Genomic DNA, 18,479 nt, shown 5'->3' with positions numbered 1-18,479 from the left:
GCGTGATGAGGCCGGCCTCAGGGGAGGGCCGCCGCTACCAGACGAACGGTGCGGACTGGGTGCCCGTCGCCACGCACGGCACGGTGGCCGACGTCGGTGACGAGGCCACGATCTGCAGCGACCAGTTGGTGGTGCTCGGGGGAGTGGCCAGCACCACGGAGTTGGTGCTGTCCCCGGCCGCGAGCGTGCCGGAGGTGAGCTTCAGTGGGCCGAGGGTGATCGGATTGCCGCCGGTCATGCCGGGGTTGGCCTTCGCGGAGAACTGGACCTGACTGGTGACGCCGCCCGAGACCTTGGTGAGTTTGAGCGTCGTCGTGATGCTGTTCGGGTCGGCGCTCGTGCCGGCCGGCATCTTGATGTCCGAGGAGGTGATCTTGATGGTCTTGCTCGTGCCCGAGTCGGCGGCGGTCAGCTTGGCGACACCGCTGCCCCAGGAGCCGCAGTCGTAGTTCGCCGTCGCGGACAGCGGGGCCACGGCCGAGGCCGTCGGGGACGACAGCGCGAGCAGCGCGCCGACGGAACATGCCGCGCCCAGCACCAGTGGCAGGCGTTTTCGGTTGGAGGTGTGGCTCGGAGAGATCGACATGACGGGTGGAACTCCTTCCGGTTCGAATTCCGCAGATTCGCTGTACCAGCCGTACTCGCCGTACTTGCTCGATTTGCCGTACGTGCGGATCTGCGTGCCGGGCCCGGCATGTCGGGTGCAGTGAAACGGTGATCTTCGAAGATGTCAACAGATGTGCAGGAAACGCTTGCTGAAATGCTTTTCGGGCATTTCCGAAAGGATCAATTCGGTCTCTCTTGACTTCTCTGCGCCCGACCTCCTCAATGTGCGCAATCAATGGGCCATGAAAGGGTGTCAGGTGATCCGACGACGAAGATCCGGGGTGACCGGTCTGCTCGCTGCCTGCTTCGTAATGTCGCTGGGCTGTGTCGGGGCTGCCGCGCCGCTTCCCCCGTACCACGCCACGGCGGCCGCGGCCGGCACGGTCACCCCGACCGTCCACTGCACCCTGCCCGCGGGCCAGGGTGAGGCGACCGGACCGCAGGAGATGAACGTCGAGCTGACGCCCGCCGTCGTCGCCCCGGGCGGCAAGGTGCACGCCGTGGTGACGCTCGGGGCGTCCCCGGCCACCAGTGCCATCCCGCTGGACAACGTGCCGACCATCCCCAGCCTCGACCTCGCGATGTCCGGCGGGGCCACCGGCACCGTCACCGTGCGGGGCGCCGAGTTCACGATGGACATCCCGGCCGGGGAGCCCATCGAAATCCCTTTGTACGAAGGCGACTTCCTGGTTCCGGTGGATGCCTCCGGCGAGATCTCGCTCACCCCGGTCCGCACCCTGACGCAGACCAAGGTGCTCGGATCGGTCTTCGAGACGCCGTGTGACGTCGTCGGTGACGTGGGCAGCGTCGGCACCGTCACGGCGGAGGGTTCCGCGTCCGAGCCCGCCACCCTGACCGCCCCCGCCGATCCCGTGCGTCCGAACACCGCGGTCAAGCTGCGAGGTTCGCAGTGGACGCCGGGCGGCAAGCCCGTACCGTCGCTCTGCGCGGTGGGCGGCGGCGGCTGCGATCCGCTGAAGTTCGCCTCGCACACCCTGCGGATCGACTCCTACGGCACGCTCTCCGGCACCGCGACCCTCGGTCAGGCCGGGGCGGTGCCCGACGGCAGCTACGAGGTGAAGGTCAACGACGGTACGAAGGAGGCCACCGCACCCCTCACCATCAAGGCCGTCGCGGCCGGCAACCGGGAGATCTCGTTGTCGTCGGACAGCGGGCCGGTCGGCAGCGTGGTCACCGTCAGCGGCCGGAACTACAACCCGGACCGCTGGATCAACGTCATCGGCCTCGACGCGGCGGGCACCGCGCTCGACGACAGCGCCGTCTACGTCAAGAGCGGTTCGGACGGCACCTTCGCCGTCGAGTTCACCGTCATCTCCGATGCCGTCGTCGCCGTCCAGGCCGACGAGGGCAACGACCCGGCGACCGTACGCACGGTGCCGTTCACCGTCACCACCGAGGGCGGCGGCGGAGGCGGCGGTGGTGAGAGCGAGCAGCGGCTGACCACCGAGGTCAGGGCCGGCACGCTGTCCATGACCCAGGCCGGTGACACCGTCGACTTCGGCACCACGGTCCTGGGCACGGACACCGGTGTGCAGAAGGCCCGGCTCAACCGGGTCGAGGTGGAGGACGCCCGCGGCGTCAACAGCGGATGGTCACTCACCGCCACCCTCACCGGCTTCAAGAGCGCCGACGGCAACACCGTCCCGGCCGACGCCGTGCGATGGACACCGGCCTGCACCGCGCAGTCCGGGAGCGTGGGGGTGCCGGTCGCCGGATCGCCCACCGCGCTCGGGAGCGAGGCGGCGAGCCTCTGCCGGATGAATCCGGACGGATCACGTCCGTTCACCGGCGGCCGGTTCGACGCCGACGCGGGACTCACACTCACGGTCCCCGAATTCACCCGGCCCGGAGATTACAGCGCCACCCTGACCCTGACCCTGCTGTAACGGGGTCCCTGGGGAAAGCCCTTCCCGGCGCCCGTCTGCTCCATACCGCAATGGAGTGGACGGGCGTTTCCCATTCCGTATTCGGATCAGTCACATTCCGCTTCCTTTGGAGGAGCCGTATGTTCGCGCATCACAGACCAGTCGGCACGAGAGGGCCAGGACGTTCGGCATTACGTCGCGCCGTCGCCCTCGGTGCCACGACCCTGCTCGTCTGGACCGGTGGTTCCGCAGCCCTGGCGCCCCTCGCGCACGCCGGTACGGTCACCCCGACCGTCCACTGCACCCTGCCCGCGGGCCAGGGCGAGGCGACCGGGCCGCAGAAGATGGACGTCGTCCTCACGCCCGACGTCGTCGACCCGGGCGGCAAGGTCCACGCGAAGGTGACCCTCGGCCCGTCCCCCGCCACCAGCGGGATCAGCCTCAACAACGTGCCCACCACCCCGAGCCTGGACCTGGCCATGTCCGGCGGCGCCACCGGCACGGTGACCGTCACCGGACCCGAGGTCTCCCTCAACGTCCCGTCCGGTCAGCCGATCGAGATCCCGCCGTACGAGGGGGACTTCATCATTCCCGCCAACGCGAGCGGGCCGATCACCTTCACCCCGCTGCGCAATCTGACACGTACGAAGGTGCTCGGCGCCAACTACGAGACACCGTGCGTCGTGACCGCCGGCGGCGGGTCCATCGGCACCGTGACCGCGGAGGGCAGCGCGGGACAGCCGCCCACGCTCATCGCCCCCACCACCCCGGTGCGGCCGTCCACCTCCATCACCCTGGCGGGCAGCCGGTGGACGCCGTCCGCCACCCCCGTGCCGTCGCTCTGCGCGGTGGACGGCGGCGGCTGCGATCCGGGCAAGTTCGCCGGCTCCACCCTCGCGATCGACGGCTCCGGGCAACTCACCGGCAAGGCGGTGCTCGCCAGTGCGGGCACGGTGCCGGACGGCTCGTACCTCGTGAAGGTCGGCGACGGCACGAAGGAGGCGACCGCGCCCCTCACGGTCCGGGCCTTCGTACCCGACGGCCCCCGCGCGATCGCGCTGTCCCGCGGCAGCGGGCCGGTCGGCAGCGTCATCGCCGTCACCGGGAGCAACTACCTCCAGGACCGGTGGATCAACACGGTCGGCCTCGACGCGAGCGGGGCGACCCTCGACGACACCGCCGTCTACGTGAAGAGCGGTTCCGACGGGAAGTTCAGCGTCGACTTCGCCGTCTCGGACCCGGCGATCGCCGCGATCCAGGTCGACGAGGGCAATGACCCGGCGACCGTGCTGACCATGCCGTTCACCGTGACCGAGGCCACCGCGACACTCTCGGCGGGCACGGCCAAGGTCAAACCGGGCGGCGCCATCGGCGTCTCCGGTGCCGGCTGGCCGTCCGGTGTCACTCCGTCCGCCGCGCTGTGCGCCGCCGACGGCAGCGGCTGCGACGCCGCCCGGATCAGCGGCTCCACGCTCCGGGTCGCCGCCGACGGCACCCTCACCGGTACGGTCACCGTCGCCGGCTCCACCCCGCGCGCCGTGTACGCGCTCCGCGTCACCGCGGGCGCGTCACAGGCCCTCACCCAGCTGACGGTCGCCCCGACGTTCGTCGTCCTCACCCCGGCGGCCGGGCCGAAGGGCACCGCGGTCACCGTCCTCGGCCAGGGCTTCGCGAAGGTCGCGACCGTGTCGATCGTCGGGCTGCGGGCGGACGGCTCGCAGACCTCCGACGCGGTGCGGACCAAGGTGGTCGGCCTCGACGGGGCGTTCTCGCAGACCTTCACCGTCAACGCGGCCGACACCGTCGCGATCCGGGTCCGCGAGGTCCTCGTCAACCCGCGTACCGAGACCGCCGCGTTCACCGTCCAGGGCGGCACGGTCCCGGCCGGACCGTCCTTCGCGCTCTCGCCGCCCGAGGGGCCGGTCGGCACGGTCGTCCAGGTGACCGGCCGGGGCTTCGCGCCCGTCGCCACGGTCTCCGTGACCGGACGTACCGCGGACGGGAAGCAGACCGCCGACTCCTACGTCACCCGGGTCATCGGTCTCGACGGCACCTTCGCCCTCAACTTCACCGTCCGGGACCCGGCGACGAAGTCGATCCGCGCCTGCGAGGTGCTGGTGAACGGAAAAACTGTGCAGCAATTGTTCACAGTGAGTTAACGCCGGTTCGCATCTGATGTACGGAGCGTCGCGAGGGAGTCGGCCGACATGGACGCGCGTAGATGCGCGACATTCGGCCGACGCCCCGCTGACCGGCACTTATGCTCTTTCGGTACAACGGCATTTCCGGAGGCGCCCGGATTCTGGACGAGGTCTTCCGCTGAGCGGACTGGCTCGCTACTGTCCCAAAAATGTGAACGCCCCGTGGCAAGCCGCCGCGGAGCGCAGCCGGTGCCTTGGCCAGGCCGGCGGCCTCTCCGTGCGTCGCCGCTGGGACCGGTGGCGCACAATCCATGGGAACCAGCCGCTGCCGCTCACCAAAGAGGAGAGGGCGTCGTGACCGCGGAGACTTCCCAGACGCTCGACCGAGGACTGCGTGTCCTCAAGCTGCTTGCCGACACCGACCACGGCCTGACGGTCACCGAGTTGTCCAACAAACTCGGCGTCAACCGCACCGTGGTCTACCGTCTGCTCGCCACCCTGGAACAACACACCCTGATCCGGCGTGACTTGGGCGGACGGGCCAGAGTCGGCCTGGGCGTTCTGCGCCTGGGCCGACAGGTGCATCCGCTCGTCCGGGAGGCCGCGCTGCCCGCGCTGCGCTCCCTGGCCGAGGACATCGGGGCCACGGCCCACCTCACGCTCGTCGACGGCACGGACGCGCTGGCGGTCGCGGTCGTCGAACCGACCTGGACGGACTACCACGTCGCCTACCGGGCCGGCTTCCGTCACCCGCTCGACCGGGGTGCCGCGGGCCGGGCGATCCTTGCCGCCCGTCTGAAGCCGGTGGGCGAGACCGCGTTCACCCTCACCCACGGCGAGCTCGAAGCCGGGGCGAGCGGGGCGGCGGCCGCACTGATGGGGGTGACGGGGGTCGAGGGCAGCGTGGGCGTGGTGATGCTCGCGGACGCGGTCCCGGAACGGGTCGGGCCCCGGGTCGTCGACGCCGCGCGCGAGGTCGCGGACGCGCTTCGCTAGCGGGGCCCTTGGCGGGCGGCGGGGCGGGGCTTGGGCCTGGCCCCGCTGCGCCTCGCCCGGTCCGGGGCGGAGGGTTCCGTCCTCAATCGCCGGACAGGCTTGAATAGTGCGGCTCGCTCCGAGGGGTGCGATGCCCGGTGGGTGGGGGTCCGGTGCCCCTCCGGGGCGTCTCCTCGGACGACGAACGTTCGGCGGGTACGCGAGGGAACCCGGGTATCTGTTCGTCGTCCTGCGGGGACTCCCCTGCACGGCCCCGGACCCGGCCGTCCCGCGTCCGCGGCAGTCGTACCGTCGGCGTGCGGACGCGCACGATGCAGGGGCGGGGCCGGTTAGATTGGGCGGGTGCTCACACGTCTCTCGCGCCCCCGCACCCTCACCCTCTGCGCCCTCCCCGTCCTCGCCCTCTTCGGCGTGGCCGCCTTCGCGCCGCTGCCGTTCACGCTGGCACAGCCCGGCATCACGGCGAATGTGCTCGGGGACGACCACGGCACCCCCGTGATCAGCATCAAGGGCACCCCCACTCGGCCCACCAAGGGCCAGCTGCGGATGACGACGATCGTGGCGACCGGACCCACCGCCGATGTCGGGATCGGTGACGTGATCGACGGCTGGTTCCGTACGGACCGGGCGGTCCTGCCCCGTGACTCCGTCTACCCGACCGGCGGCTCCGAGAAGGAGATCGAGCAGCACAACCTCGACGACATGGTGAAGTCGCAGGACTCGGCGGTGGACGCCGCCCTGAACTATCTCGGCAAGAAGTCCGGATCGGTCGATGTGACCCTGCACCTCGCCGACGTGGGCGGCCCCAGCGCCGGTCTGTTCTTCGCGCTCGGCATCGTCGACAAGCTCGACGGCGACGGCTCGGGAGGCGATCTCACCGGCGGCCGCACCGTCGCCGGCACCGGCACCATCCAGGCGGACGGCGCGGTCGGCGCGGTCGGCGGTGTCTCGCTCAAGACGCAGGCGGCCCACCGGGACGGGGCGACCGTCTTCCTCGTACCGAAGGCCGAGTGCAAGGAGGCGCACGCCGAGCTTCCCGACGGGCTCCGGCTGATCCCGGTCACGACCCTGAAGGACGCGGTCGCCTCGCTGCGGGCGCTGGATCACGGGGGCAAGGTTCCCGGCTGCTGACCGGCGCCCCCGCGCGGCCGACGGGCCCGCCCGGTTCCGCTGCGGGCTCCTTGCCCACGGCCGCACCCGGTTCGCCGTCCATCGTCCGCCAGGCCGGGAAGACCAGCGGGCTCAGCGTCGCGAGCAGGTACACCCCGCCCATCGTCAGCAGCGCCCCCGAGGCGCCCGCGCTCTCCACCAGCAGGCCGGCCGCGAGCCCGCCCACCGGCATGGCCAGCTCGCACCCCGCGGTGATCGCCCCGGCCACCCGGCTGCGCAGCGCGTCGGGAACGCTTCCGTAGGTCACCGTCGTCAGGATCGGGTTCAGGACGCCGCCCGCGACCCCGCTCAGCGCCATCGTCACGGCCAGCGGCAGTGTCGTGTCGGTCAGCGCGGCGACGAGGAACCTGGGCGCCCCGCACAGCACCACGCACACGCTGAACACGGCCCGCCGCGAGTAGCGGTGCCCCACCGCCCCGTACAGCAGCGCCCCGGTCAGGCCGCCCGCCCCGAACAGTGCGGTGAGCAGCCCGAGGTCCCGTGCCCCGCCCAGCTCCGCCGACGCGTGCACCGGCAGCAGGACCGCGTTCCAGCCCTGGTCGGTGCCGTTCATGAACAGGACCATCACCACGATGCCCAGTAGCAGCCGGTTGCCGAACAAGTAGGCGTACCCCTCGCGCAGTTCGCGCTTGTAGGTGCGCAGGGAGACCGGCGCCGCAGCCTTGAAGGGCTCCGCCGCCCGCACTCCCCGTACCCCTGCCGCGATCAGCGCGGCCGAGGTCAGGAAGGTCGCGGCGTCCAGCAGCAGCACGGTCTCCGCGCCGACCAGCGCGATCAGTACCCCGGCCAGCGCCGCCCCGACCATCCTGGCCCCGCGCGAGACCGCGTCGAAGAGGCTGGCGGCGCGGGGGAGTGTGGTGCCGGCGTGTTCGGCGAGGTCGGGCACCAGGACGTAGCGCGCGGTGTTGCCGGGGGTGTGGAACAGTCCGTTGACGGCCATCAGGACGCAGAGCAGCCAGAAGGAGAGCGCGTCGGCGTAGTGGAGCAACGGCACTGCGGCGACGGCGAGTCCGCACACCGTGTCGGAGGCGACGGAGACCCGGCGCCGGCCGATCCGGTCGATGACGGGCCCGCCGATCAGTGCGGAGACGACGATCGGAAGGGTCGCGCAGAAGGCGACGACCCCGGCCCGGCCGGCGCTTCCCGTGGTCTCCAGGACGAACCACGGAACGCCGATCAGGGTGAGTGAAGTACCGGCTGTCGATATGGAGTTGGCGGCCAGTACGGCGACGAGTGGTACCCGGTCCGGCGTGCTCTTCCCCCCGTCCACGGACTACGCCGTTCGAGGGGCGCCGGACGGTGTGCAGGGTCGCTCCGGTAGCAGTCGCAGGCCCAACTCGACCATGGTCCAGCCCAGGCGGGTCCGCAGGTCCGTGTGCGGGGCGCGGGTGTCGGTGCGGGGGTGGGCGAGGCGGAAGTCGGTTGCTCGGCGCCGCAGTTCGGCGGAGCGGATGTCGTGCAGCTGAAGGTGCGTCTCGGGATGCATGGCGTGGTGGTCCCTTCAGTCGGCCGGTTGGTCAGTCGTGGGGCGGGGGAAGACGTGCAGGTGGGTGCGGACCACGGCGGAGCCCTCGGTGCCCTCCGGGACCCGGTCCCGGTAGCTCTCGATGAGGTCGTGGATCTTCTCCGCCATTTCCAGGGAGAGTTCGGGCGTGAGGCGGATCTTGAAGTCGCTGAGGTCGGAGGAGCGCAGCCACGCCTCGGGCCAGTCGTGAAGGGTGCCGAGCCAGGTGTTCAGCTCCTGGGTGTGCAGACCGGCGATCTCGTGCATCACGACGCCCATGGCGCCGCGGATCTCCGGGTCCGGGTCGCGGAGGAAGTCCGCGGTGCTGTCGAAGGCGGTGCCCAGGTGGACGGCCTTCCACCACCGCTCGCGGCCCTTGCCGCGCTCCGGGTCGTCCTCCACGAAGCCGAACGAGGCGAGCTGTCGCAGGTGGTAGCTGGTGGCGCCGCTCGACTCGCCGAGCCGGTCCGCGAGGCCGGACGCGGTGGCCGGGCCGAACTCCCGGAGGGTGTTCAGCAGCCGCAGCCGCAGGGGGTGGGCCAGCCCGCGCAGGGTGCGGGCGTTCACCATGTGGATGTTCGGGGTGCCTGCCGGGGTGTCGTCCCCGGTGGCCTCGTTCTCTGCCATGCCTCGACCATAGAGTTCCAAAGAAATCTTTGCAACAGATTCTTTGCAACATTTCCTTTGGAACTCGGGGCCGGCGGTCCGCCGCCCCTCACCCCGTCTTGATGAATCCCTCCGCGACCAGCCAGTCCTTCGCCACCTCGTGCGGGTCGTCCCCGTCGACGTCCACCTTGGCGTTCAGCGTCTGCGCGACCTCCGTGGTCAGCCGAGCGCTGAGCGGGTCCAACAGGGAGGCGATCACCGGGTACTTCTCGAAGGTCGGGGTGTGAATGACGGGCGCCGCGTTGTAGTTGGGGAAGAAGTGCTTGTTGTCCTCCAGTACGTCGAGGTCCATCGCCTTGATCCGGCCGTCGGTGGTGAACACCTCACCCAGCAAACAGGAGTCGGACTTCGACACCTGGGTGTAGACGATCCCGGCGTCCATCTTCTTGATGTTGGCGGCCGGGATCGGCATCCCGTACGCCTTCTCCATGCCCGGCAGCCCGTCGTCACGGGAGGCGAACTCGTTCTCCACGCAGATCGTCACCGCCGATGGGTTCTTCTTCGACAGCGCGGCGACGTCGGAGAGCGTCTTCAGGTGGTACTTCGCGTTGTTCTTCCTGCTGATGGCGAGCGCGTACGTGTTGTTCAGGGTGGACTGCGGCAGCCACGTCACCCCGTTCTTCCGGTCCGCGTCGCGCACCGCCTCCCACTGCTTCAGCGGGTTGGTGATCGGCTTCGAATGGCCCAGATACGTGATCCAGGCGGTGCCCGTGTACTCGTACATCGCATCGGCCTGGCCCTGGCGGATCGCCTCGCGCGCGCTGATCGACCCGGGCAGGTTCGTCCGGTCGAGCACCTCGGCCCCGGCGGCCTTGAAGATCAGGCCGATCATCTGGCCCAGGATGATGTTCTCGCTGAAGTTCTTCGAGGTGACGGTCAGCGAGGCGCCGTGCAGCGGCTCGCCCTTGCCCACGGACCCCGGCTTCACGTCGTCGACCATCGGCGACCCGCTCTTCAGGCCGCATCCGGAGAGTGCCAGCGCCAGTGCCGCCGCGCCCACCAGCCAGATCCGCACCCCATGCCCCGTGCGCACCCCGCACCTCGTAAACCTGCGCGCCGGGCCCATCACCCCACCTCCAGTCCGCGCGGCGTCAGCGTCACCTCGACCAGCGAGGCCAGCCAGTCCACCAGCAGCGCCAGCACCACCGTCAGTACGGAACCGAGCACCAGCACCGGCATCCGCTGCGTCTGGATGCCCGAGGTGATCAGGTCCCCGAGCCCGCCGCCGCCCCCGAACGTCGCCAGGGTCGCCGTGCCCACGTTGAGCACCAGCGCGGTCCGTACCCCGGCCAGGATCAGCGGCACCGCGAGCGGCAGTTCGACCTTGGTGAGCGTCCCCATCGCCGACATCCCGATGCCGCGCGACGCCTCCACCAGGGTCGGCTCGATCGCCTTCAGACCGGCGACCGTGTTGGAGAGCACCGGCAGCACCGCGTAGATCACCATGCCCGTGATCGCCGTCGACGGGCCGATGCCCAGCCAGATCACCAGCAGCGCCAGCAGACCGATCGCCGGGGTCGCCTGCCCGATGTTGGCGATCGCCGTGACGACCGGGGCGCCCTTGCGCAGCCGCCGCCGGGTCAGCGCGATACCCAGCGGAATGGCGATGATCAGCACCCAGAACGTCGAGATGGCGGTCAGCCTGACGTGCTGCCACCAGCGCAGCCGAACCGTGTCGCCCGCCAGCGAGTTCCTCGCGATCGAGTCGAGGTGGACATTGGTGATCCACACATAGGTGATGACCAGGACCACCGCGAGCACCGCCGGCATCACCACCAGCTTGCGCCAGGTGATCCGGCGCCCCGGCCGGGCCGGCGGAGGCGCTGGTTCCTCCTCCTCGTCGCGGAAGGCATGGCCTTTGACGTCGTGCTCGCCCGGCGGACGGTCCCGGCCGGACGCGGGGGCCGGACCGGTGGAACCGGGGCCGGACGGAGAACTGGGCGTCATACGTTCGCACCGCCCTCCAGCTCCTCGGCGGTCTGGTGGGTGCGCAGCTCCTCGAGTTCGTGCTGGTGCTCGATGGCGGTGAGCCGGTCGGCCTCCAGGAGTTCGTGCACGGAGTTCATCAGCGTGTGCATGTCCACGACCCCGATGAACTCGCCGCGCCGCCCGGTCACCGCGACCCGCCCGCCGCTGTCGGTCAGCACCGCCTCCAGCGCGTCGTGCAGCGTCGCGTCCCTGGTCACCGTGTCGTGCACCAGCTGCCCGGCCCGCGCCAGCGAACCGCGGGCCCGCATCAGGTCACCGCGCCGCAGCCACTTGTACGGGCGGTTCCTGCGGTCCAGCATGAGCAGCTCGTTGTACGGGCCGCTGCCCAGCTTGTTGAAGATCGACTGGAGCGGGTCCTCGACCGTCACCGTCGGGAACTCGGCGATCTCCACGTCCCGTACCCGGGTGAGGTTGAGCCGCTTCAGCGCGGCACCGGCCCCGACGAAGCCGGAGACGAAGTCGTCCGTCGGGTTGGTGAGGATGGCCTCCGGGGTGTCGAACTGCGCGATGTGCGAGTGCTCGCGCAGCACGGCGATCCGGTCGCCGAGCTTGATCGCCTCGTCGAAGTCGTGGGTGACGAAGACGATCGTCTTGTGCAGTTCGTGCTGGAGCCGGATCAGCTCGTCCTGGAGGTGGTCGCGGGTGATCGGGTCGACCGCGCCGAACGGCTCGTCCATCAGCAGCACCGGCGGATCGGCGGCCAGCGCCCGCGCCACGCCCACCCGCTGCTGCTGACCGCCGGAGAGCCCGCGCGGATAGCGGCCGTGGAACTCGCGCGGGTCGAGCCCGACCAGATCGAGCATCTCCTCGACCCGGTCCTTCACCCGGGACTTCGACCAGCCGACCATCTTCGGCACCAGGGCGATGTTCTCCGCGACCGTCATGTGCGGGAAGAGCCCGGACGACTGGATCGCGTAACCGATCTTGCGGCGCAGCTTCACCGGGTCCATGTCGGTGACGTCCTCGTCGTCGATCCTGATCCGGCCGGAGGTCGGCTCGATCAGCCGGTTGATCATCTTCAGGGTCGTCGACTTCCCGCAGCCGGACGGGCCGACGAAGATCACGGTCTCGCCGGCCTTGATGTCCATCGAGACGTTGTCCACGGCCGGGCTGGGGTTGCCCGGATAGAGCTTGGTCAGGTTCTCCAGGTGGATGGTGGCACCGGAGGTGGCGTTGGCCTTCGGCGCCGGTTCGGTCCCGGCGGCGGTCTCAGACACGGATCCCCCTCGGAATGGTGAGCCGCCCCAGCAGTACGTACGCGGCGTCGAAGAGCAGGGCGAGGACAACGATGCCGAGCGTGCCCGCGAGTACCTGGTTGATCGCGTTGGCGCTGCCCAGCGAGGCGATCCCGCGGAAGATCTCGTTGCCGAGACCCGGCCCGGAGGCGTACGCGGCAATGGCGGCGATACCCATCAGCATCTGGGTGGCGACCCGGATACCGGTGAGGATCGGCGGCCAGGCGAGCGGCAGCTCCACCTTGCAGAGCCGGGCGATCCGCGACATCCCGATGCCCTTCGCCGCGTCCACGAGCGCCGGGTCGACACCGCGCAGCCCCACGATGGAGTTACGGACGATGGGCAGCAGCCCGTACAGCGTCAGGGTGATCACGGTCGGTGCCACACCGAGTCCGACCAGCGGGATCAGCAGACCGATCGCGGCGAGGGACGGAATGGTCAGGACGGTCGCCGTCGAGGTGATCGCCAGCGAGCCGCCCCAGCCGCTGCGATAGCTGACGACACCGATCAGGACGCCCAGCACCGTCGCGATGACCATGCACTGGAAGACGGCGCTGGCGTGCTGGAACGCGTCGGTGAGCAGCTGCTGGTGCCGATTGCCCAGGTACTCCCAGAAGCTCACACGGCACTCCTCGGCTCAGTCGGTGTCCTGTGCGGCCTGCTCGACGAGCGGGATGATGCGCAGGGGTACGGGGTTCTCCATGACGATCGCCGTGGAGGCCCGGACAATGCCATCAAATCCGACAACCAGATCGATCACCCGTTGAAGATCGGCGTTGGAACGGGCCACGAGCCGGCAGAGCATGTCGCCGTGCCCGGTGGTGGTGTGCAGTTCGAGCACCTCCGGTACGCCGCCCAAGTGCGCCCGTACGTCGGCTCCTTGGCCCTGCTTGATCTCCAGCGTCGCGAAGGCGGTGACCGGGTAGCCGAGCGCCGCCGGGTCCACGTCGGGACCGAATCCGCGGATGACGCCATTCGACTGAAGGCGGTCCAGCCGCGCCTGCACCGTCCCGCGCGCCACGCCGAGCCGTCGCGATGCCTCCAGTACGCCGATCCGGGGCTCGCGCGCCAGCAGGACGATGAGCCGCCCGTCCAGATGATCGATCGCCACGGTCCGCCTCCGGTGGTCGCTGTGATGGTCATCATGTACAGATAGCCCGCCCATCATGGCCATCCACTGCACAGGCTGCCCAGTGATTTCGCGAACTGTTGCGCACCTTGCGAAGCGGGGAGAACCTTCGGACATGACTGAGACGATGCACAGCACCCCTGGAACCGCCCGGCAGGCCGATCCCTTCCCGGTCAAGGGAATGGACGCGGTCGTCTTCGCCGTCGGCAACGCCAAGCAGGCGGCGCACTACTACTCGACCGCGTTCGGCATGAAGCTGGTCGCCTACTCCGGACCGGAGAACGGCAGCCGCGAGACCGCCAGTTACGTCCTGACCAGCGGATCCGCCCGCTTCGTCTTCACCTCGGTCATCAAGGCGGCCACGGACCACGGCCGCTTCCTCGCCGACCACGTGGCCGAGCACGGCGACGGTGTCGTCGACCTGGCCATCGAGGTCCCGGACGCCCGTGCCGCGTACGCCTACGCGGTCGAGCACGGCGCCCTCGGCCTCCTGGAGCCGCACGAGGTGAAGGACGAGCACGGCACGGTCGTCCTGGCCGCCATCGCCACGTACGGCAAGACCCGCCACACCCTCGTCGAGCGCACCGACTACGACGGCCCCTACCTCCCCGGCTACGCCGAGGCCGCGCCGATCGTCGAGCCGCCGGCCAAGCGGACCTTCCAGGCCATCGACCACTGCGTCGGCAACGTCGAGCTCGGCCGGATGGACGAGTGGGTCGGCTTCTACAACAAGGTCATGGGCTTCACCAACATGAAGGAGTTCGTGGGCGACGACATCGCCACCGAGTACTCCGCGCTCATGTCCAAGGTCGTCGCCGACGGCACACTGAAGGTCAAGTTCCCGATCAACGAGCCGGCCGTCGCCAAGAAGAAGTCCCAGATCGACGAGTACCTGGAGTTCTACGGCAGCGCGGGCGTCCAGCACATCGCGCTCGCCACGAACGACATCGTCGCCTCCGTGCGCGCGATGCGCGCGGCGGGCGTCCAGTTCCTGGACACCCCGGACTCTTACTACGACACGCTGGGCGAGTGGGCGGGCGAGACCCGGGTGCCGGTGGAGACCCTGCGCGAGGAGAAGATCCTCGTGGACCGGGACGAGGACGGCTACCTGCTCCAGATCTTCACCAAGCCGGTCCAGGACCGGCCGACGGTGTTCTTCGAGATGATCGAGCGCCATGGCTCGATGGGCTTCGGCAAGGGCAACTTCAAGGCCCTGTTCCAGGCGATCGAGCGTGAGCAGGAGCGCCGCGGCAATCTCTGAGCGGTGACGGAGTGACGACGACGGAGTGACCGCGACGGGCGGGCCGGATCTTCCGGCCCGCCCGTCGCGGCTGTGGCGTGCGGTGCGCGCTCAGGGAAGCCGCTCGGCCTCGGTGACGCAGGCGGCCCAGGCCTGGTCGCCGATCCACCGGAGCCGTCGAGGCCGTCGGGCTGGGTGTTCGTCGAGGACACGTCCGGCAGTCCCGCGATACACGAGACGGAGTGCACCACCTGCGGCGAGGGCCCGGAGCCCTCCGTGCCGGACGACGTCGCCGTACGGCACCTGTGGTGCGCCGAGCATCCCGCCAGGACGGGGCACACCGGCTTCCTGGCCCTGCGCGTCGGGCTGCTGCGCGCGGTCCCGGTGGATGAGGTCCGTCGTCCCGGCGCAGGTGGACGCTTGCACGGCTCCGCCCAACCCTCAGCCGCGCCCCGGCCGAAACGGTGACGGGGGTGGCTGCGGGGCCGTCGGAGGGCTCGGTCGGGCGGACCGACGTGGAGCTCCCGGGTGTTCCGCGGTCGTGCCAGCCGCGGTGGCCGGTCCGTCGCGCGGGAGTCCTACGGGGTCGCGCTCGATGGCCGTGCTCGACTGCCTGCGCATACGGCTCGTTGACGACAGGCCGGTTGCAGTCGTGCGAATCCACTATCTTCGGTGACAGAACCGGGACAAAGGGCGTCACAACCGGAGACCGGGTCGGCATGTCCAACTGTGTGAGACGGCAAGCGGATTCGTCCGCCGCCGTCGGGCGCGGCAACCGGCCGCGCCACACACGTACTTCGGGGGAACCGTTGAACACCACCGCACGCACACTGCGTTCGTCCGTCTCCGTCGCGGGGGCCGGCCTGTTACTGGCAGCCACCGGAGTAGCCCTGGCGCCGGCGGCCACGGCCGACTCGGGTCTGCCGGCGCTGGCCGTCTCCACCGCGGCGCCGGCGGAGATCGGGCTGGCCGGCCAGCCGGTCGGCTTCACCACCACGGCGTCCAACGTGGGGAAGAACGACACCTCTTCGACGCGGCTCATCTACCACATCGACGGGGGCGGCGGCCTGCCGCCGAACGCCCTCAGCCTCCAGTACCGGCTCAGCGGGACGGCGTGGAAGACGGTGCCGCTGAAAATGTCCGACCTGAAGTTCTTCGGCGAACTGCCCGAGACCTTCCCGCTGGCCGCCGGCCAGTCGCGGACCGTGCAACTGCGCATCGGCCTGCCCATGGGCACCCCCCACAACGGCGACAGCAACGGCGGCACCGACCACCTGAAGCTGACCACCATGATCTCCTACGGTGCCGCGGGCGCGGCCAACGACGTCGACGAGGACACCGTCAAGGTCGGCGCGCTCAGTACCAGCCTGTCCGGGGTGCCCGCCACCGCCGTCGTGGGCGGGCCCGGCGTGACCTTCCGGGCCACGGTGTCCAACCCCACGCCCTCGGCGTACGAGAACGTGACGGACGTGCTGTACACCAACCGCCACACCACCGTGCACGTGCTGCGCTCCGGGGCCTGGAAGACGCTCAAGCCGATCACGTCCAACGCCGAGCCGGACCTGTACGGCTTCGACGTCATCGGCAAGGACGCCTCCATGGCGGCGCACAGCAGCACGAGCGTCAAGGTCCGCGTGGCCTACCGCAAGGGCGCCGCGCTCGGGAAGACCGACGTGGCACCCTGCGCGATCGTCAACGAGGGATCGATCCCGTTCAGGGGCAGCACCTTCTGCGGCGAATCGGCGTCGATCAAGCTGACGGCAGCCGCCTCCGGCAGGCCCACCCCGACCGCGTCGGCCAAGCCCTCGGCCAAGCCCTCGGCCAAGCCCTCGGCCAAGCCCTCGGCGACGGCCTCGGCTCCGGCCGGCACCGGCACGCACACCCCGACCGCGTCGGCCACACCGTCGACGACGACCACGGCTCCGGCCGACACCCGGACGCACACGGGGACGGACACGCAGCTGGCCTCGACCGGGAGCAGCGGCGTCTCGGCGATCGCCGTTGCCGCGGCGGCCCTCGTCGCGGCCGGAGCGGGCGCGCTGGGCTTCGCCGCGCTGCGCCGTCGCCGCGCCCGGGGCTGAGCGGCCGGGGCCCCGACGGACGGGCGCGAGGGGTGGGCCGTCCGTGCCGCCCCCGGCCGTCCGTGCCGCCCTCGGCCGGGCGGTTTCCCCGGCCGTCAGTGGTCCGACGACGGCCCCGCCGCGGACGGCTTGGCCGCGGACGCCGGCTGCGGGCCCGCCGCGCCCGGCATCGCGGGCGAGAGGGGCGGAACCGGCGCCTGCGACGGGGCGGCCCGCGACGGTTCCGGTTCCTGAGACCGCTTCGGTGCCTGCGGCGCGGCGGCCCGCACCGGTTCCGGTGCCCGCGGCGGCGCCGGCGGCGGTCCCGGCCGCAGGTCCCGCGGATCATCCATGGACGGCCGCCCCAAGGCGTCCAGGGCCTCCCGCGCCCTCTGGGCGTCCAGCGGCGAGAACTGCGGGTTGGTGCGCAGCGCCTCCTCCAGATGGCGGTGGGCCGTACCGAAGTCGTTCAACGCACGCTGGATCATGCCCAGGTGGTAGGCGTACGCCGCGGACCGGCCGCCCGAGTCGACCGCCTTCCGCGCGTACTCCAGAGCCGAGGCCGAGTCGCCCGAGCGGTGCAGCGCCCAGCCCAGCGCGTCGGCCACCGCCGCACTGTGGTGCCCGCGGTCCCACTCCGCCCGCAGCCGCTCCGCAGCCGCGTCAGCATCGCCGTGGGAGGCCTCGAAGCGGCCCAGGAGCAGGGCGTTGTCCACGCCCTGGCTGTCGGCAAGGGTCAGCGCCCTGCGCAGCTGCGCGTACTGGTCGGCGGCCTTGTCGTCCAGGTCGAGCGACTCGTACAACTCGCCCAGTTCCAGCATGTATTCGGGGCGGGGTGACCTGGCCAGCGCCGCCCGGTAGTCCCGCTGGGCCTCGTCGGTGCGGCCGAGGGCCGCCAGCGCACGCGCCCGGCCGGCGAGGGAGGTGTGGTGGGCGCGGTCGATGCGCAGCGCGGCCCCGTACTGGGCCAACGCCTCCTGGGGTTCGCCCCGGTCCCAGGCCAGTTCGCCGAGCCTGGACAGGCAGAGGGTCTTCTCCGCGGGCGTCCTCGCCCGGTTCGCCGCGTCCTGCGCGGTCGCGAGCGCGTCCTCGCGCATGCCCCGGTCGCGGTACACCTCCGCCGTGCGGCCCAGCGACGGGACGCCCGCCCGCAGCGCCGCGTACTTCGCCGCCGCCGTGGTCTCCGACTTGAGGTCGCCCAGGCCGCGGTACGCGTCGATCAGTTCCGGGTACACCGTCCACTGCTGCGGCAGCCGGGCCCGTACCGCCTCGCCCCACTTCTTCGCCGTGACGAAGTCGTGCCGGGCGTTGGCGAGCGACGCGAGCCCCACCCAGGCCGCCGCGTTCCCCCGCTCGCCCGGCTGCACGTTCAGCGACCGCTTCAGCGCCTGCTCGGCCCGGGTGTAGTACGCCGGGTCCACGGCCCACCGCCCCCACTCCACGTACGCCGACCCCAGCACCGCCCACGACCGCGCGTCCGACGGATGCGTGCCCACCCACGCCTGCCGGTCCCCGATGAGCGCCGTCAGGTCGGAGAGCGAGGCGGGGGAGCCGGCCGCCGTCGCGGTCATCGCCCGCGACACCGGACCGGGCACGGGCGGCGCCGCGTCCTTGCCCTCGTCGGGCACGGAGACCACCGCACCCGTCACCAGCACCGCACCCGCCACCGCGCCGAACGCGGCCCTGCGCAGCGTCGTGCGCAGCGAGACGGGCGGCGGCTCCGCCGGATACGCGGGGTCCGGCGGCAGGGACGGAGGCGATTCACAGGGCGGGGCGTAGGCCGTGCCGGGGGAGTGGTCCGGCCCGGGGGCCGCCGGGGGCTGCTGCGTAGTGACGTCCATGCCGATCACTCTGCGT

17 protein-coding genes are annotated in these 18,479 nt (G+C 71.0%); 7 read left to right on the top strand and 10 right to left on the bottom strand.

The window, feature by feature from the left end:
- Positions 1-34 precede the first annotated feature (34 nt).
- Positions 35-586 carry a hypothetical protein gene (locus tag FHX80_RS09275; RefSeq protein ID WP_145763769.1) on the bottom strand — a complete coding sequence of 184 codons (552 nt, stop codon included), beginning with the start codon at positions 584-586 and terminating at the stop codon, positions 35-37.
- 301 nt (positions 587-887) lie between these two features.
- On the opposite strand from FHX80_RS09275, the gene FHX80_RS09270 reads away from it, so the two are divergent.
- From FHX80_RS09270 to FHX80_RS09255, 4 genes are all read left to right on the top strand, one after another.
- On the top strand, positions 888-2,513 hold the full coding sequence (locus FHX80_RS09270; protein ID WP_145763768.1) for a WxL domain-containing protein: 1,626 nt from the start codon (positions 888-890) through the stop codon (positions 2,511-2,513).
- A gap of 119 nt (positions 2,514-2,632) precedes the next feature.
- Positions 2,633-4,651, top strand: a complete 2,019-nt coding sequence (locus FHX80_RS09265) for a hypothetical protein (RefSeq protein ID WP_145763767.1) — start codon at positions 2,633-2,635, stop codon at positions 4,649-4,651.
- 336 nt (positions 4,652-4,987) lie between these two features.
- A complete protein-coding gene (locus FHX80_RS09260; RefSeq protein ID WP_145763766.1) occupies positions 4,988-5,629 on the top strand; it encodes an IclR family transcriptional regulator in 642 nt (213 codons plus the stop codon).
- A gap of 342 nt (positions 5,630-5,971) precedes the next feature.
- A complete protein-coding gene (locus FHX80_RS09255) occupies positions 5,972-6,760 on the top strand; it encodes a S16 family serine protease (RefSeq protein WP_145763765.1) in 789 nt (262 codons plus the stop codon).
- Here FHX80_RS09255 and FHX80_RS09250 read toward each other — a convergent pair.
- The 8 genes from FHX80_RS09250 to FHX80_RS09215 form a co-directional block, all read right to left on the bottom strand.
- Positions 6,690-8,069 (bottom strand): MFS transporter, encoded by a 1,380-nt coding sequence (locus FHX80_RS09250; RefSeq protein WP_145763764.1) that lies wholly within the window; start codon positions 8,067-8,069, stop codon positions 6,690-6,692. The genes FHX80_RS09255 and FHX80_RS09250 overlap by 71 nt on opposite strands.
- A gap of 3 nt (positions 8,070-8,072) precedes the next feature.
- Entirely contained in the window at positions 8,073-8,285 is a 213-nt protein-coding gene (locus FHX80_RS09245) for a hypothetical protein (RefSeq protein ID WP_145763763.1), read from the bottom strand.
- Positions 8,286-8,300: 15 nt separating this feature from the next.
- The gene (locus FHX80_RS09240) at positions 8,301-8,930 is read right to left on the bottom strand and encodes a winged helix-turn-helix domain-containing protein (RefSeq protein WP_145763762.1); all 630 of its coding nucleotides are present in this window, start codon (positions 8,928-8,930) and stop codon (positions 8,301-8,303) included.
- 88 nt (positions 8,931-9,018) lie between these two features.
- Entirely contained in the window at positions 9,019-10,035 is a 1,017-nt protein-coding gene (locus FHX80_RS09235) for a glycine betaine ABC transporter substrate-binding protein (protein ID WP_145763761.1), read from the bottom strand.
- Complete coding sequence (locus tag FHX80_RS09230; RefSeq protein WP_145763760.1) at positions 10,035-10,916, bottom strand: ABC transporter permease; 882 nt, start codon at positions 10,914-10,916, stop codon at positions 10,035-10,037. The genes FHX80_RS09235 and FHX80_RS09230 overlap by 1 nt, the downstream gene beginning before the upstream one ends.
- The gene (locus FHX80_RS09225) at positions 10,913-12,175 is read right to left on the bottom strand and encodes an ABC transporter ATP-binding protein (RefSeq protein ID WP_145763759.1); all 1,263 of its coding nucleotides are present in this window, start codon (positions 12,173-12,175) and stop codon (positions 10,913-10,915) included. The genes FHX80_RS09230 and FHX80_RS09225 overlap by 4 nt, the downstream gene beginning before the upstream one ends.
- The gene (locus FHX80_RS09220) at positions 12,168-12,815 is read right to left on the bottom strand and encodes an ABC transporter permease (protein WP_145763758.1); all 648 of its coding nucleotides are present in this window, start codon (positions 12,813-12,815) and stop codon (positions 12,168-12,170) included. Before FHX80_RS09220 ends, FHX80_RS09225 begins: the two co-directional genes overlap by 8 nt.
- 15 nt (positions 12,816-12,830) lie before the next feature.
- Positions 12,831-13,304, bottom strand: coding sequence for an Lrp/AsnC family transcriptional regulator (locus FHX80_RS09215; protein WP_145763757.1), 474 nt, complete (start codon positions 13,302-13,304; stop codon positions 12,831-12,833).
- 133 nt (positions 13,305-13,437) lie between these two features.
- Here FHX80_RS09215 and hppD point away from each other — a divergent pair, with 133 nt between their 5' ends.
- From hppD to FHX80_RS09205, 3 genes are all read left to right on the top strand, one after another.
- Complete coding sequence (gene hppD / locus FHX80_RS09210; protein ID WP_145763756.1) at positions 13,438-14,583, top strand: 4-hydroxyphenylpyruvate dioxygenase; 1,146 nt, start codon at positions 13,438-13,440, stop codon at positions 14,581-14,583.
- A 72-nt stretch (positions 14,584-14,655) separates the two neighbouring features.
- Positions 14,656-15,030, top strand: a complete 375-nt coding sequence (locus tag FHX80_RS36975; RefSeq protein WP_483025188.1) for a DUF7848 domain-containing protein — start codon at positions 14,656-14,658, stop codon at positions 15,028-15,030.
- Between the two features lie 341 nt (positions 15,031-15,371).
- Positions 15,372-16,643 carry a hypothetical protein gene (locus FHX80_RS09205; protein WP_145763755.1) on the top strand — a complete coding sequence of 424 codons (1,272 nt, stop codon included), beginning with the start codon at positions 15,372-15,374 and terminating at the stop codon, positions 16,641-16,643.
- 95 nt (positions 16,644-16,738) lie between these two features.
- Here the strand turns inward: FHX80_RS09205 and FHX80_RS09200 are convergent, their stop codons facing one another.
- Positions 16,739-18,463, bottom strand: coding sequence for a tetratricopeptide repeat protein (locus FHX80_RS09200; protein WP_145763754.1), 1,725 nt, complete (start codon positions 18,461-18,463; stop codon positions 16,739-16,741).
- Positions 18,464-18,479 lie beyond the last annotated feature (16 nt).

The sequence above is a fragment of the Streptomyces brevispora genome, from assembly GCF_007829885.1.
Lineage (GTDB): Bacteria > Actinomycetota > Actinomycetes > Streptomycetales > Streptomycetaceae > Streptomyces > Streptomyces brevispora.
The sequence above is the reverse complement of the archived record's forward strand: the minus strand, read 5'-3'. Positions and strand labels throughout refer to the sequence as shown.